The organism is Paramicrobacterium humi, from assembly GCF_900105715.1.
Lineage (GTDB): Bacteria > Actinomycetota > Actinomycetes > Actinomycetales > Microbacteriaceae > Paramicrobacterium > Paramicrobacterium humi.
In genome coordinates, this window is the sequence record NZ_FNRY01000001.1 from 2,212,349 (window position 1) to 2,227,184 (window position 14,836).

Annotated in this window: 15 protein-coding genes; 13 read left to right on the forward strand and 2 right to left on the reverse strand. The window is 68.2% G+C overall.

The window, feature by feature from the left end; genetic code table 11:
- Positions 1-93: 93 nt before the first annotated feature.
- Complete coding sequence (locus BLV49_RS11020; protein ID WP_091184009.1) at positions 94-1,596, reverse strand: HNH endonuclease signature motif containing protein; 1,503 nt, start codon at positions 1,594-1,596, stop codon at positions 94-96.
- 310 nt (positions 1,597-1,906) lie between these two features.
- Here BLV49_RS11020 and BLV49_RS11025 point away from each other — a divergent pair, with 310 nt between their 5' ends.
- The 13 genes from BLV49_RS11025 to BLV49_RS11090 all read left to right on the forward strand — a co-directional run bounded on the left by BLV49_RS11025 (position 1,907) and on the right by BLV49_RS11090 (position 13,261).
- Positions 1,907-2,893, forward strand: a complete 987-nt coding sequence (locus tag BLV49_RS11025; protein WP_091184012.1) for a siderophore ABC transporter substrate-binding protein — start codon at positions 1,907-1,909, stop codon at positions 2,891-2,893.
- Positions 2,894-2,906: 13 nt separating this feature from the next.
- Entirely contained in the window at positions 2,907-3,890 is a 984-nt protein-coding gene (locus tag BLV49_RS11030; RefSeq protein ID WP_091184015.1) for an ABC transporter permease, read from the forward strand.
- On the forward strand, positions 3,883-4,929 hold the full coding sequence (locus BLV49_RS11035; RefSeq protein WP_091184017.1) for an iron chelate uptake ABC transporter family permease subunit: 1,047 nt from the start codon (positions 3,883-3,885) through the stop codon (positions 4,927-4,929). Before BLV49_RS11030 ends, BLV49_RS11035 begins: the two co-directional genes overlap by 8 nt.
- Positions 4,926-5,681 (forward strand): iron ABC transporter ATP-binding protein, encoded by a 756-nt coding sequence (locus BLV49_RS11040; protein ID WP_091184019.1) that lies wholly within the window; start codon positions 4,926-4,928, stop codon positions 5,679-5,681. Before BLV49_RS11035 ends, BLV49_RS11040 begins: the two co-directional genes overlap by 4 nt.
- Positions 5,682-5,713: 32 nt before the next feature.
- A complete protein-coding gene (locus tag BLV49_RS11045; RefSeq protein WP_091184021.1) occupies positions 5,714-6,628 on the forward strand; it encodes an aldose 1-epimerase family protein in 915 nt (304 codons plus the stop codon).
- Positions 6,629-6,656: 28 nt separating this feature from the next.
- Positions 6,657-7,664, forward strand: a complete 1,008-nt coding sequence (locus BLV49_RS11050; protein ID WP_091184025.1) for a Gfo/Idh/MocA family protein — start codon at positions 6,657-6,659, stop codon at positions 7,662-7,664.
- A 10-nt stretch (positions 7,665-7,674) separates the two neighbouring features.
- Positions 7,675-9,078: a D-alanyl-D-alanine carboxypeptidase/D-alanyl-D-alanine endopeptidase gene (gene dacB, locus BLV49_RS11055; protein ID WP_091184029.1), complete on the forward strand. Its 1,404-nt coding sequence runs from the start codon at positions 7,675-7,677 to the stop codon at positions 9,076-9,078.
- Between the two features lie 12 nt (positions 9,079-9,090).
- A complete protein-coding gene (locus BLV49_RS11060) occupies positions 9,091-9,687 on the forward strand; it encodes an isochorismatase family protein (protein WP_091184033.1) in 597 nt (198 codons plus the stop codon).
- A 380-nt stretch (positions 9,688-10,067) separates the two neighbouring features.
- The gene (locus BLV49_RS11070) at positions 10,068-10,451 is read left to right on the forward strand and encodes a hypothetical protein (protein ID WP_091184040.1); all 384 of its coding nucleotides are present in this window, start codon (positions 10,068-10,070) and stop codon (positions 10,449-10,451) included.
- 193 nt (positions 10,452-10,644) lie between these two features.
- Positions 10,645-11,319 (forward strand): ABC transporter permease family protein, encoded by a 675-nt coding sequence (locus tag BLV49_RS11075; protein ID WP_091184043.1) that lies wholly within the window; start codon positions 10,645-10,647, stop codon positions 11,317-11,319.
- Positions 11,312-11,608: a transcriptional regulator gene (locus BLV49_RS11080; RefSeq protein WP_091184046.1), complete on the forward strand. Its 297-nt coding sequence runs from the start codon at positions 11,312-11,314 to the stop codon at positions 11,606-11,608. Before BLV49_RS11075 ends, BLV49_RS11080 begins: the two co-directional genes overlap by 8 nt.
- Positions 11,605-12,492: an ABC transporter ATP-binding protein gene (locus BLV49_RS11085; RefSeq protein ID WP_091184054.1), complete on the forward strand. Its 888-nt coding sequence runs from the start codon at positions 11,605-11,607 to the stop codon at positions 12,490-12,492. The genes BLV49_RS11080 and BLV49_RS11085 overlap by 4 nt, the downstream gene beginning before the upstream one ends.
- A 10-nt stretch (positions 12,493-12,502) precedes the next feature.
- A complete protein-coding gene (locus tag BLV49_RS11090; RefSeq protein WP_091184057.1) occupies positions 12,503-13,261 on the forward strand; it encodes an ABC transporter permease in 759 nt (252 codons plus the stop codon).
- Between the two features lie 21 nt (positions 13,262-13,282).
- Here BLV49_RS11090 and BLV49_RS11095 read toward each other — a convergent pair whose 3' ends face one another.
- Complete coding sequence (locus BLV49_RS11095; protein WP_091184060.1) at positions 13,283-14,725, reverse strand: helix-turn-helix transcriptional regulator; 1,443 nt, start codon at positions 14,723-14,725, stop codon at positions 13,283-13,285.
- Positions 14,726-14,836: the final 111 nt, after the last annotated feature.

Here is a 14,836-nt window from a genome sequence, read left to right on the forward strand (position 1 = left end):
GTTGCCGATCGCCGTGTGGGTGCGATGGCTAACGCCACCGTAAACGGGCGTCAGTGCGCTTGATTGATGGGCGTCTGCCCGCGATCGTTGGCTTTAGAAGAGCGGCTTGTCCGGGTAGTCCTTGCCGTCGGTCGCGTCAGCTTCGTCGGTTTTGGTGTCGGTGAACCACGACTCGTCGTCGGGATTCGGTTCGTCTTCGGCGAAGCCGTCGTTCTCGACTTCCTCGTCGCCGAGGTCGGGTTCGAGGTCCGGTTCGGGAGGCTCGGTTTCGTCGTATTCGTCGAGGGGTTCGAATCCGACATTGGTGGAGCGTCGGATGCGGTATTTCTGTCCGAGGGGTGAGGTCCAGATGATGGTTCCGTCGTCGTCGCGTTGGACCTGCCAGGTGCTCGAGTGTTTCAGTACATGATGTGATCGGCACAGGGGGTTGAGGTTCTCGAGGTCGGTCTCACCTCCGTCCTGCCAGGCGAGGATGTGGTCCACATCACATTGCCTGGCCGACCGGTTGCAGCCGGGGAAGCCGCAGGTTTTGTCTCTGACTTCGATGGTCTTTCGCAGGTCGGCGGGGACGGCGTAGCGGTCGCGTCCGACGGAGAGCACGGCGCCGGTTTCGGGGTGGGTGAGCAGCCTTGTGAAGCTCGGTGCTTGGGCGGCGAGCCGGCGGGCGGTCTCGGGGTTGATCGGCCCGTACCCGTCGAGCTCTGCGGGCTCCTCGGAGTGGCCGAGGAGGGTCATCACCGGGACGGTGACATGCACCGTCGGCCGGATCGCCCCACCACGGCCGGCGAAGACGGGAACACCGGCACCCTCACCGCTGTCGTCACCGCTGCCGCCGGTGCCGATCCCGGTGGTGAGCCCGAGCATGGCCGCGTCGGTGAACACGTCGGCGGTGAGTTGCCCGATGGTGCGTTCGTCTCCGGTTTTGCGGAGGCTTTTGGCGGTGGTGTGGCAGGCGTTGAATATGCTCTGGGTTACCTCGACGGGGGCGTAGAGGGCGAGCCAGCCCATTCCGTCGGGAGCGTTCCAGTGCTCCACCCGCCGATCTTCCGCTGCCGCCTCGTGGCGTTCGGTACTGGTTTCCGGGTGCAGGCTCTCGCGCAGGGCGAGGGCCTTGTTCTTGAACTGCGGCGGCGTGGAGGTTTTCGCCAGCGTGAGGGCGACCTGCTCGAACGCCGCCCGATCCTGTGTGGAGAGCCCGGTGGCCTGATCGATCAGCGTGCGCGCATGCTGGTACGTGATCACCCCCTCACCGAGTGCTTCCAGGGTGGCGGGGAGTTCCGTGGTGAGGGTTTCCGCGGTGCCGAGCATCGAGGTGATCATCGGCTGCGACAACCGCATCTTCGCCGCCAGTTCCCCGGTCAGGGCGGAACGCACAACCTCCTGCGTCTTCGTCGTGTCCGTGTCGGAGGCGACGAACAGGTCACGGTTCGCCACGGCGTGGCCGATCAGGTCGGCCATCATCGTGGACACCTGCGCCTGCACGACCGCCAGCAACGCGTACTGCTCGGAGATCTCTTCGACCATCACCGCCAGTTTCCCGATCCGGGAGTCGCGGCTTTCGGGTGGGTGTTTATCGTCATCGTTGAGGATTACCATGGGTCTACTCTGCCAGCACCCACCGACACTCACTCGAACAAATCTACGAAGAAGGGCCGTCTGTGGACAACTCGCGAAGGCAATGACTTGCGGACGGGAAGTGACGCCTTCTCGTCATGGTTTGGTGTCTCTCGGAGCGTCGATAGCTGCCCGCGCGAGGCGTGTAATTCTGCCGCGGGCTGACGAGATCGCAGAGAGACTCTTTTGTTCGCTCCTGTCATCGCCTTGTGCATCGGCCCGGTGATTAGGTTAGGCTCACCTTTGTAATCGTGGCGGTGGCCTTTCGGGCCTCGGACTTGCAAAGGAAACCATGGCTCAGACACGTCTTTGCGCAGGAGTACTCGTCGGCGCACTCGCTCTCTCGCTCACCGCCTGCAGCGCAGGAGCCACCGCCGAACCGGACGCGAAGACGGACGAGGGCGCCGTGGTCGAGGTCGAGGACAACAACGGCACTCACTCGATCGCCACGCCACCGGCATCCGTCGTCGCAACCGACAACCGCACGTTCGAAACGCTCGACGCGTGGGGAATCGAGCTCAGCGCCGCCGCTGTCGCGCTCATGCCCTCGACGATCTCGTACACCGAAGACGACTCCATCATCGACCTCGGGAACCACCGTGAGCCGAATCTCGAGGCCGTCGTCGCCGTCGAGCCCGACCTCATCATCAACGGGCAGCGCTTCGCCAACTACCACGATGACTTCACGTCGCTCGCTCCCGACGCCGTCGTGCTTGAGCTCGACCCGCGCGAGGGCGAGCCGTTCGACGAGGAGCTCAAGCGGCAGACGAGCGTGCTCGGCGAGATCTTCGGCAAGCAGACCGAAGCCGACAAGCTGAACGAGGCGCTCGACGCTTCGATCGAGCGCGCGAAGGCGGCATACGACGACGCCGACTCGGTCATGGGAGTCATCACATCCGGCGGTGACATCGGCTACGTCGCCCCCGGCGTGGGGCGCACGCTCGGCCCCGTGTTCGAGATCCTCGGGCTCACTCCCGCGCTTGACGTGCCGGAGAGCAGCGACGACCACCAGGGTGATGACATCTCCGTCGAGGCGATCGCCGACTCGAACCCCGACTGGATCCTCGTGATGGACCGGGATGCCGCCGTCGCAGCCGACGACCCGGCATATGCTCCCGCCGAGGAGGTTCTCGCCGGTTCGGAAGCACTGGCGAGCGTGAGCGCCGTCACGAAGGGCAACATCGTGTACATGCCCGCCGACACGTACACGAACGAGGGCATCCAGACCTACACCGAGTTCTTCAACGCCTTCGCCGACGCGCTCGAAGCGCAGAGCTGAGCCTCCGGCAGCGATGACGGCAACCGCCGCCCCACGGGAACGCAGCGCGAGGAGGCTGTTCGACCCGAAGCTCCTGTTCGGAGTCCTCGTCGTCGGCGCCCTCCTCGTCGCGTCCCTGTTCACGGGCGTCTATGACGTCGTGGGCGCCGACGACGGCGCCGAGATGTTCGCGATCACGCGCATCCCGCGCACGATAGCGCTCGTTCTCGCCGGCGCGGCGATGGCCATGTCGGGACTCATCATGCAGCTGCTGACGCAGAACCGCTTCGTCGAGCCGACAACGACCGGCACGACCGAGTGGGCGGGGCTCGGGCTGCTCGCGGTCATGATGCTCGTGCCGAATGCGAGCATCATGGCGCGCATGGGCGGGGCGATCCTCGCGGCGTTCATCGGCACCATGGTGTTCTTCCTGTTCCTGCGTCGCGTCACCCTTCGCTCCTCGCTCATCGTGCCGATCATCGGGATCATGCTCGGAGCCGTCGTAGGGTCGGTCTCCACGTTCCTCGCGCTGCAGACGGACATGCTGCAGAGCCTCGGCATCTGGTTCGCCGGCAGCTTCACCTCCGTGCTGCGCGGGCAGTACGAGTTCCTCTGGATCGTCGCGGTCGTGGGCGCCGCGGTGTTCGTCGTCGCGGACCGCTTCACGATCGCGGGGCTCGGCGAGGAGATCGCCACGGGCGTGGGCGTGAACTACAACCGCGTCGTGCTGCTCGGCACGGGACTCATCGCGATCGCGACCGGGGTCGTCACGGTCGTCGTCGGCAACCTTCCGTTCCTCGGGCTCATCGTGCCGAACATCGTCTCGATGGTGCGCGGCGACGATCTGCGCAGCAACCTGCCGTGGGTGTGCCTGCTCGGCATCGCCATCGTCGTCGTGTGCGATCTCGTGGGGCGCACGATCATCATGCCGTTCGAGGTTCCCGTCTCGCTCATTCTCGGCATCGTCGGCGCCGTCGTGTTCATCGCCCTGCTCTTGAGGCAGCGTCGCCGTGGCTGAGGCGCAAGTCGCCGCTCGAGCACAGAGCGCCACCGCGCGCTCGAGGACCGGAGCATTCCCGACACGACTTGGCCGCTCGCGCTACGTCCTCGTGCTCACGCTGCTCATCGTTCTCGCCGCAGGCTTCGCCGCGGGGCTTCTCGCCATCGACAACCCCATGCCCGCCGGCTCGGCCGGGTTCTGGCGCATCGCAGAGCTGCGCGCGAGCGGCATCCTGGCCATGGCCATCGTCGCCACGTGTCAGGCGTTCGCGACGGTGAGCTTCCAGACCGTCACGAATAATCGCATCATCACGCCCTCGATCATGGGCTTCGAGTCGCTCTACATCGCCGTGCAGACCTCCGCCGTGTTCTTCCTCGGCGCCGCCGGGATCACCGCCGTCACGGGGCTCGGCCAGTTCGCGCTGCAGATCGCGCTCATGGTGGGGCTCTCGCTGCTGCTCTACGGCTGGCTGCTCTCGGGTAAGTACGGCAACCTGCAGATCATGCTGCTCGTCGGCATCATCATCGGCGGGGGACTCGGCGCGGTGTCGACGTTCATGCAGCGGCTGCTGACGCCGAGCGAGTTCGACGTGCTGACCGCGCGGCTGTTCGGCTCGGTGTCGAACGCGGACTCCGCGTACTTCCCCGTCGCGATCCCGCTGTGCGCGCTCGCAGCCGCCGGGCTGTGGCTGAGCGCGAAGCGGCTCAACGTGCTCGCGCTCGGCAGGGACGCTGCAGTAAATCTCGGGCTGCGCCATCGCGCCGAGGTTCTGCGGGTGCTCGTGCTCGTGGCGGTGCTCATGGCCGTCTCGACCGCTCTCGTCGGACCGATGACCTTCCTCGGCTTCCTCGTCGCGACCCTCGCGTACCAGTTCGCCGACACGCACGACCACCGACTGGTCTTCCCCGTCGCGGCGCTCACGGGATTCGTCGTGCTCGCGGGCGCCTACCTCGTGATGAAGCACGTGTTCTACGCGCAAGGCGTCGTCTCGATCATCATCGAGCTCGTCGGCGGCACCGTCTTCCTCATCGTCATCCTCCGAAAGGGCCGACTGTGATCACGCTCACCGACGTGCGAAAGAACTACTCCGACGACGTCGCGATCGGCCCCGTCGACCTGCGCATCCCCGCTGGCGGCATCACGGCCCTCGTCGGACCGAACGGCGCGGGCAAGTCCACGCTGCTCACGATGATCGGCCGGCTGCTCGGCATCGATGCCGGAACGATCGAGATCGCCGGCTACGACGTCGCTCGAACGGCATCCAAGGATCTCGCCAAGATCGTCTCGGTGCTGCGCCAGGAGAACCACTACGTCACGAGGCTCACGGTGCGCCAGCTCGTCGGCTTCGGCCGCTTCCCGCACTCGAAGGGGCGGCTGAACCTCGCGGACGAGCGCATCATCACCGAGGTCATCGACTTCCTCCACCTCGGCGACCTCGAGCACCGCTACCTCGACGAGCTCTCGGGCGGGCAGCGGCAGCGCGCCTACGTCGCCATGGTGCTCGCGCAGGACACCGAGTTCGTGCTGCTCGACGAGCCGCTCAACAACCTCGACATGCGCCATTCCGTGCAGATGATGCAGCACTTGCGCGACGCCGCGGAGCAGCTCGGCCGCACGATCGTGATCGTGCTGCACGACATCAACTTCGCGGGGCACTACGCCGACCACATCTGCGCCGTGAAGGACGGCGCCGTGATCGAGTTCGGTCCGCCGAGCGAGATCATGACGGATGCCGTGCTCAGCCGCGTCTTCGACACTCCCGTCCAGGTCGTCGACGGGCCGCGCGGGCCCCTCGCCGTCTACTTCTGACGGCGGCATCCGCTCGGCCCTACCATGGAACCATGAGCACACAGCCGTGGAACCCGACCGGGCAGCAGTACACGATCGAGAACGGGCGGGACAGGCTCGTCGCCACGGAGGTCGGCGCGACCCTGCGCGAGCTCGAGCTGAACGGCACGGCCGTGCTCGAGGATTTCGGGTCGGATGCCGCTCCCGTCGCGTCGCAGGGAAACGTGCTCGTGCCCTGGCCGAACCGCGTGCGCGACGGCGTGTGGCAGCTCGACGGCGAGAACCAGCAGCTCGACATCAGCGAGCCGAAGTTCCACAACGCGAGCCACGGCCTGCTGCGCACGCAGCCGTACCGGGTGGCGGCGCAGGATGCCGCGAGCATCACGCTCGCCGCCGACCTGCACCCGCAGCGCGGCTACCCGTTCAGCCTCGCGACGAGCGTGCGCTATGCGCTCACGGGTGCCGGCCTCGAGGTCGCGCACACGATAGCGAACCGCGGCGCGCGGCCCGCGCCCGCGGGGATCGGCACGCACGGCTACTACCGCATCGGCGACATCGACACCGATGAGCTCACCGTGACGAGCACGGGAGCGACCGTGATCGAGGTCGACGAGCGCATGAATCCGACGGGCACCGCTCCCGTCCCGGCGGACAAGGACCTGCGCGGCGGCCGCCCCGTGCGCGGGCTCGAGGTCGACACCGCGTACACGGATCTCGACGCCGACGGAGACCGCTTCGAGCATTCGCTTGCGGCATCCGACGGTCGCACCCTCACAGTGTGGGGCGACGAGCAGTTCCGCTGGGTGCAGTTCTACACGTCCGACCGCATCCGCGGCGACGGCACCCGCTCGCTCGCGATCGAGCCCATGACGATGCCCGCGAACGCGTTCAACTCGGGCGACGGGCTGCGCTGGATCGCGCCGGGCGAGACGTGGACGGCGCGCTGGGGCGTCACCTTCACGGGCTGAGCCGCGCGGCGCCCATAGGCTGGGAGCCATGACGACTCCTCACTCGCTGCGCTGGGGCATTCTCGGCCCCGGCGGCATCGCCCGCGCGTTCACGAACGACCTGAACCTCAACGGGTTCACGGTCGAAGCGGTGGGCTCGCGCAGCCTCGAGCGCTCGGAGGCGTTCGCCGCCGAGTTCGGCATCGCCCGCGCGCACGGCAGCTACGCCGAGCTCGTCGCCGACCCCGACATCGACGCCGTCTACATCGCGACGCCGCACCCGTTCCACGTCGAGAACGCGCTGCTCGCTCTCGACGCCGGAAAGCACGTGCTCGTCGAGAAGCCGTTCACGCTCAACGCCGCCGAGGCGCAGCAGGTCGCGGATCGCGCCGCCGAGAACGGGCTCGTCGCGCTCGAGGCCATGTGGACGCGGTTTCTTCCGCACATGCGCCGGGTGCGCGAGATCCTCGCCGCGGGCACGCTCGGCGAGGTCGTTCTCGTCACGGCCGACCACACGCAGCACCTCGACTTCGGCCCCGACCACCGCATCAACGCCCCCGAGCTCGGCGGGGGAGCGCTGCTCGACCTCGGCATCTACCCCGTCTCGTTCAGCGTCGACGTGCTCGGGCTGCCCGAGACCGTCGCGGCGACGGCGACCCTCAGCGAGGCCGGCGTGGACACGCAGGTGGCGGCCGTGTTCGGCTATGGCGACGGCCGCATGGCGACGACGGTGAGCTCGCTTCGCGCCGCTGGCCCCAACACCGCGAGCGTCATCGGCACCGCCGCGCGCATCGACATCGACCGCGTCTGGTACACGCCCACGAGCTTCCGGGTCACCTCCGCCGCGGGCGACGTGCTCGAGGAGTTCAGCGCCGAGGTCACGGGCCGCGGCATGCACTACCAGGCGCTCGAGCTCGAACGCCTCGTCGCCGCGGGGCTTCCCTCCGGGCAGATCCTCCCCGTCTCGGAGTCCGTCGCGATCATGAGCGTGCTCGACGAGATCCGCGCGCAGATCGGGGTCGTGTACCCGGGGGAATCGCCCAGTTCCAGCCGGTAAAATCGGCGGTATGCCACCCGCCTCGTCCTCCTCCCGCGCGCCCCGACGCCGGCCCTGGAGGACAGCGGTCGCCGCTGTCGTCTTCGCCGTTCTCGGCGCGGGAAGCGTCGCCGCGGGAGCGATAACCGCGCCCGTCGCGGCCGAAACCGTCACTGCGGCGCCGGCGCCGACCGCGCCCGCGCGGCCGCTTGCCGAGAACGCGGTTCCCGCGAGCGGCATCCGTCAGTGCTCTGTCGCCGAGCAGGCCGGAAACCCGGACCTGCACACCCTTCAGGCGCGCGTCGTCAACGCCACGACCGGCGAAGTGCTCTTCGACCGCGACAGCACGACGCCCGCGCGCACGGCGAGCAACCTCAAGCTGCTCACGGCCGCTGCGGCGCTCGAGACCTTCGGCGCCGAATACCGCATCGCCACGCCCGTCGTCGCGGGTAGCGAGCCCGGCACGATCGTGCTCGAGGGCCGCGGCGACCTCACGCTCACGCGGCTGCCGACCGGGCAGGAGTCGGTGTATCCGGGAGCCGCTCACCTCGACGAGCTCGCTCGGCTGACGAAGCAGGCGTGGGCGGACGCCGGCCACACCGAGCCCATCACGCGCATCGTTCTCGACTCCAGCTTCTTCGGCGGCGAGAGCTGGCTGCCCGAATGGGACACGAAGGGCATGCGCGAGGGCTACCAGTCGCACGTGAGCGCGCTGCAGGTCGACGCCGACCGGTTCTACCCCACGATCGAGTACTCGGGTCGCGGCAGCGACCCCGTGGCGCGCGCGGGCGACGCGTTCGCCGCCTACTTCCCGGGCGCGACGACGGTGATCGGCACGGCGCCCGAGGGCGCGGCGCCGCTCGCGCACGTGTCGTCGCCGCCGCTGTCGGATCTCGTGGAGTACATGCTGCGGTACAGCGACAACATGATCGCCGAGTCCCTCGCGCGGCTCGTCGCCATCAGGGAGGGCGCCGGCAACGACTTCGCCGCGCTCGACGCCGGGCTGAAGGCGGCGCTCGAGCCGCTCGGCCTCGACACGAGCGCTGTCACGATCGCCGACGGCTCGGGGCTCAGCGCGAACAACGCCGTGCCGAACGTGTTCTTCACGAAGCTCTTGCGTGGCGTCGTCGACGGCGACATCGACATGTCCGCGATTCTCGCCGGGCTCCCGGTCGCGGGCGAGACGGGAACGCTGCGGTACGAGAGCCGGTTCAGCGGGGACGCGTCGGATGCCGCCGGGCACGTGCGCGCCAAGACGGGGTGGATCCAGACCGCGTACACGCTCTCGGGCGTCATCGACGCGAAGGACGGCGCGACTCTCGTGTTCTCGCTGTACGCGCTCGACGACGAGCCGCTGCCGGCGACGACGGCGCACGCGGTCGACGAGCTCGCCGCGGCGTTCTACCGTTGTGGTGACGAACTCGCGAACACCTGAATCGGAGGCAGCATGACCAGGGCACTTCTCATCGTCGACGTCCAGAACGACTTCACCGAGGGCGGCGCGCTCGGCGTCGACGGGGGAGCGGCCGTCGCGAGCGGCATCAGCGCGCTGCTCGCGAACGCGGGCGACCGCTACGCCGCCGTGTTCGCGTCACGGGACTGGCACGACGCCACAGGTGACAATGGCGGCCACTTCGCGACCGACGGTGCGCCCGACTTCGTCTCGACGTGGCCCGTGCATTGCGTCGCGGGAACCGCGGGCGCGGACTACCACCCCGACCTCGACGCGTCCCGCGTGACCACCCATATCCGCAAGGGGCAGGGCGAGCCGGCGTACTCTGCGTTCCAGGGCACGACAGACGACGGATCGACGCTGCGCGACGCGCTCGCCGAGCACGGCGTGACCGAACTCGACGTCGCCGGCATCGCCACCGACTACTGCGTGCGCGCATCCGTGCTCGACGCCCTCGACGACGGCCTGGCCGTCACCGTGATCGAGGACCTCGTCGCGGGCGTCGCCGACGAGTCGAGCCGCGCCGCCCTCGAGGAGATGGCGTCGCGGGGCGCGCGCCTCGGCACCTCGGACTCGGTCCTCCGGGGCTGAGCAGCCGCGCTGCTTGTGGACGGACGGACGTTTTCCACACCAGATGTGACCGTGGCCTTCGCGATAAATTCCACGGGTAGCCTTCGATCGTGGATTGGACCATCTGGGGAGCTGTCGCCACGGTCGTCGCTGCTTCTCTCGCCGCTCTCATGTCATGGCGCACTTTGCATTCCACGACAGTACAGGGCCAGAGAGAGCAGGCATTTGCGCGGTTCACGGCGGCGCTAGACCACATATACAGTGGCAACGATAGTCGAGCGCGCCAAGGAGCTTCGATCCTCAAGAACCTACGGCGATCGAAGTGGTTGAGCGACGACGACCGTAGAATGGTGATCGAGGCGATCGCAACCTACCTTGGCGACGCGGAGGTGTAGAGCGAAATGACATCCACCGATCTGACGCGTGAATTGCGGCTCTTGCAAGCTGATTTCCTTGAGGAGCTCGGGCAAGAAGAAGAGGCGTCGCGCGTGCGAAGCCGTGTCCAGTCCGACTCCGCACATTCGTCGGCGCGTTTTTCTCCGGAATCCTCCGAAGACGAGATCGCCGATGTCGCATTGCTGGCTCTTGAGGCCGAGTATCGGCGCATCGAGAAGGAGATGCGCGAACTGCGAAGTGGTGGGCGAGAGGTCCGCGCGCGCCTCAAAGAGGAGATCATGCGCACACGTCGGCACGGCCAGCCGAGCGAGGAAGATCTGCGTGCCGCTGTTCAACGCGTCGTGGATCAGGACGATATCGTCGCGTCGCGGCGCGGCGATCGGCGATAGCACTAGGCCGTTGCGCCCGGCTCTGGCAGCGCTATGCCACCGTTTCGCGAGCTCTCTGGGCGGCCCATCCGGACTCTGACGGTTTGAAGCGGCGAGCAGCGGCCGCTCCTCGCTGTGAGGATGAGGGGCGACGCCGACTTGTGTATCCACAAAGTCATTGACCTCGCAAAGTACTTTGTGTTACAAAGTAACCATGACGAACTCACCGCACGACGATGACGAGGCACTCGACCCCGCCGCGATGCTCGCCCTCGCGAACGCGCAGCAGCGCAGCGTCGCGAGCCAGATCAACAGCTTCGCGTGGATCATCACGGGCGTGTGGGGAATCGCCTGGCTCGTCGGGTTCGGCGCCATCTGGCTCATCGACGGCCTCGCGCCCGCGTTCGCGCTGCCGGCCGGCGTCGCCTGGCCGACGCTCGGCGTCTGCCTCGCCGTCGCGGTCGCCACATCGATCGTGCTCGGCATCCGCAGCACCCGCGGCGTGAAGTCGAGTCCGAGCTCGGCGTTCACGGGCGCCGTGTACGGCTCGACGTGGTCGATATCGATGGTCGGCATCTGGATCCTCGGCTCGAGCATGATCGCGCAAGGTATGTCCGCCGAGATAGCGGCCTTCTACTTCACCTCGGCGTTCGTGCTCATGACCGGCGTCATGATGCTCGTCTCGGCGGCGATCTGGCAGACGAGGCCGTCGCTGTACGTCGGCATCTGGCTCGTCGTCATCGCCGCGGTCGCGCCCCTGTTCGGCGTGCCGGGCAACTACCTCTTCCTCGCGCTGAGCGGCGGGCTCGTGTTCCTGCTGTTCTCCATCGTTCTGCTCGTGCACGCCTCGCGGCTGCGTCGCCGCCTGCAGGGGAGCGACCGTGCCTGATCTCGACCCCGTCATCCACGCGCAAGCGCGACTGCGCATCACCGCGGCCCTCGCGACCCTCGACGCGGGGGAGGCCATCACATTCCCCCGGCTGCAGCACGTGCTCGGCATGACCGCCGGCAACCTCTCGACGCACTTGCGCAAGCTCGAGGACGCCGAATACGTCGCCGTCTCGAAGACCATCGAGGGCCGCTCGCCCGCCACCTACATCCAGCTCACCCGCCTCGGGCGCCGTCGCTTCGAGGACTACACGGCATCACTCAAGAACCTCCTGGGAGGAACCCCATGACAACCCTCGCCCGCTTCGAGAACGTCACGCGCCGCTTCGGCGACGTCACCGCTCTCGACGACGTCACCCTCGAGATCGGCTCGGGCCGCATCGTCGGACTGCTCGGACCGAACGGCGCCGGCAAGACGACGATGCTCTCGCTCCTGCAGGGGCTGCGGAAGCCGACGTCGGGCCGCGTCGAGCTGCTGGGCGGCGACCCCGGCGACTACCACAATCGCGCGCGGCTCGGCAGCACGCCGCAAGAGACGGCGCTGCCGCAGGCGCTGCGCGTCGGCGAGATCCTCCGCTTCGTCGCGAGCCACTTCGACGACGCCGTCCCCGTCGACGAGATCGCCGCCGAGTTCGGGCTCACGGAGCTCCTGCGCAAGCAGGCCGGAGCCCTCTCCGGCGGGCAGAAGCGCCGGCTCTCCGTCGCGCTCGCGTTCGTCGGCCGACCGCAGCTCGTGCTGCTCGACGAGCCCACGACCGGCCTCGACGTCGACGCGCGGCGCACGCTGTGGGGCGCCGTGCGCCGCCAGCACGAGCAAGGCGCCACCATCGTCGTCACGAGCCACTACCTCGACGAGATCGAGGCGCTCGCCGAGCGCGTGATCGTCGTCGACGGTGGGCGGGTCATCGCCGATGACGGCATCCGTTCCATCCTCGGGCAGGTGTCGGGGCGGATGCTGCGACTCGCGACGCCGCAGCCGGAGGCAATCGCCCAGCTCGACGGCGTCGGCGCCCACACCATCGAGCCCGACGGAACCCACACGTTCTTCGTGCGCGACGGCGACGCCACCGTCACCGACATCGTGCGCGGCGGCATCCCGTTCTCCGACCTGTCCATGCGCGGCGCGACCCTCGAAGAGGCGTTCCTCGCGCTCACCGAGAAGACCCCGGCCTGAGGAGGCCCCCATGTCGAACCCCACACTGCGCCTCGCCGGCGTGCACGCGAAGTACGCCCTGATCGAGACGTTCCGCATCCCCATCGCCGTGATCGGCTCGCTCGTGTTCCCCGCCCTCGCGCTGCTGTTCTTCGTCGTGCCGCAGCAGACGGTGGCGCAGAACCCGCTCTACGCGACGCAGGCGATCATCTCGATGAGCGTGTTCGCGGTCATGTCGAACGCGCTGTTCAGCTTCGGCATCTCGATCTCCGAGGACCGCGAGAAGCCCTGGGACCCGTTCCTGCGCACGCTCCCCGTGCCGGGAATGGCGCGCGTGCTGTCGTACGTGTTCTCCATCGGCGCGATGGGCCTGGTCGCGATCATCCCCGTGCTCGTCATCGGCGCGCTGTTCACCGCCGCCGAGGCGCCGCTGCCGCGCGTGCTGTTCGGCTTCGTCATGCTCGCCGTGTCGGCGCTGCCGTTCATGCTCATCGGCGTCGCGATCGGCTACGCCTTCCCGTCGAAGGCCGCGATCGCGATCGTGCAGGTCGTCATGTTCGGCTTCGCCTTCGCGGGCGGGCTGTTCCTTCCGCCGCTCATGTTCGCCGACTGGCTCGACACGCTCTCGAAGTTCTTCCCCTCGCGCCAGGCCCGCGAACTCGTGATCTGGGCCGTGCAGGGCGGCGCGCTCGAGCCGTGGGTGTGGCTCGGCCTGCTCGCCTGGCTCGCCGTGACCGCCGCGCTCGCGCTCATGCTGTACCGCCGCGACGAAGGACGCCGCTTCCACTGAGAAGGCGGCGAACGGATGCCGTCAGTCGCCGCTCGCGTGCCGGTCGAGGAACGCGTACACCTCGTTGTCGTCGACGCCGGGAAACCGGCCCGACGGCAGCGGCGCGAGCACTTGCGTGTGCAGCCGGGCGCTCGGCCACGACCGGGCTCGCCACTTCTCGTCGAGCTCCGTGCTCGGGCGCCGGCAGCACGACTCGTCGGGGCAGCGCGAGGTCGCCCGCCGCTGCGTCTCGCGGCCGCGGAACCACTTCGCGTCGTCGAACGGCACGCCGACGGAGATCGAGAACTCTCCCGCCGCCGTCGTTCCCGTCTGCGTCGAGCACCAGAAGGTGCCCGCGGGCGTGTCGGTGTACTGGTACTGCTCCGTCGTGCGGTTCTGCTGGCCGAACGCCGAGCGCGCGCTCCACTTGCGGCACACGCGCTGACCCTCGATCGACCCGGTCACGTCCGTCGGCAGCGGGAGCCCGTCGTTCTCGTAACCCTTCTGCAGCGTGCCGTCGTCGGTGACGCGCAAGAAGTGCAGCCGCATGTCGAGCCGTGAGGTCGCGAGGTTCGTGAGTCGCAGCCCCGCCGCCTCGTGCGTCACGCCGAACGCGTCGCGGAAGTCCTCGACCGCGAGATTGCGCTCCTTCTTCGCCTGCGTGAGGAACTCGACGGCGCGGGACTGCGGCATGAGGCAGCACGCGGCGAAGTAGTTGATCTCGAGCCGCTGCTTGAGAAACTGAGCGTAGCTCGTCGGCACCGTGTGACCGAGGATGCGGTGCGCCATCGCCTGCAGCGCCATGGACCGCAGCCCGTGACCGCCGGGGATCGACGCGGGCGGCAGGTAGATGCGGCCGTTCTCGAGGTCGGTGATCGAGCGTGCCGAGCTCGGCAGGTCGTTCACGTAGATGAGCGCGAATCCCAGCTGCTCGGCCATGATGCCGACCGTTCGGTGCGTGAGCGCTCCCGTGGAGTGCCCGGCCGCGAGAACGCGCTCCTCCGCGATGTCCTCGATCTCGGGCAGGTAGTTGTTCTGCGCGCGCATGTGCTCGCGCAGCTGCGTGTTGGCGCGTCGCGCCTCCTCGGGTGTTGCGACGGCCTCCGTCGCGCGGCGTTGCAGCTCCCGGTGCAGGCCGACGAGCGATTCGAGCAGCTCGTCGCTCACGCCGCGTCCGGGCTTGACGGCGGGCAGCCCGAGCGAGGAGTAGAGCGTGCCCGCCTGCGCCTCGAGCAGCTCGAGCTCGAGCGCGGCGCGCTTCGACGGCGGCTCCGTGCTCAGCAGCTCGGCGAGCTCGACGCCGAGCGCGGCGGCGATGCTCGTGAGCAGCGAGAGCTTCGGCTCGCGCTTGCCGTTCTCGATGAGCGAGAGCTGGCTGCCCGTGACGCCGACGGCCTCGCCGAGTGCGTCGAGGGTCAGGGCGGACCGGCCGCGGAAGTGCCGGATGCGGTGACCGAGAGTCGCGAGTTCGCTGCGCGTCGTCATGTCTCAACAATATCGAAAGAAACGGAGATCTTGACACTGAAAATTGCGTTCAGGGGCTGCATTCATCCGTGAGAGTGGATTCAGACCTGTTCTTGACACTGTTTCGGAGGC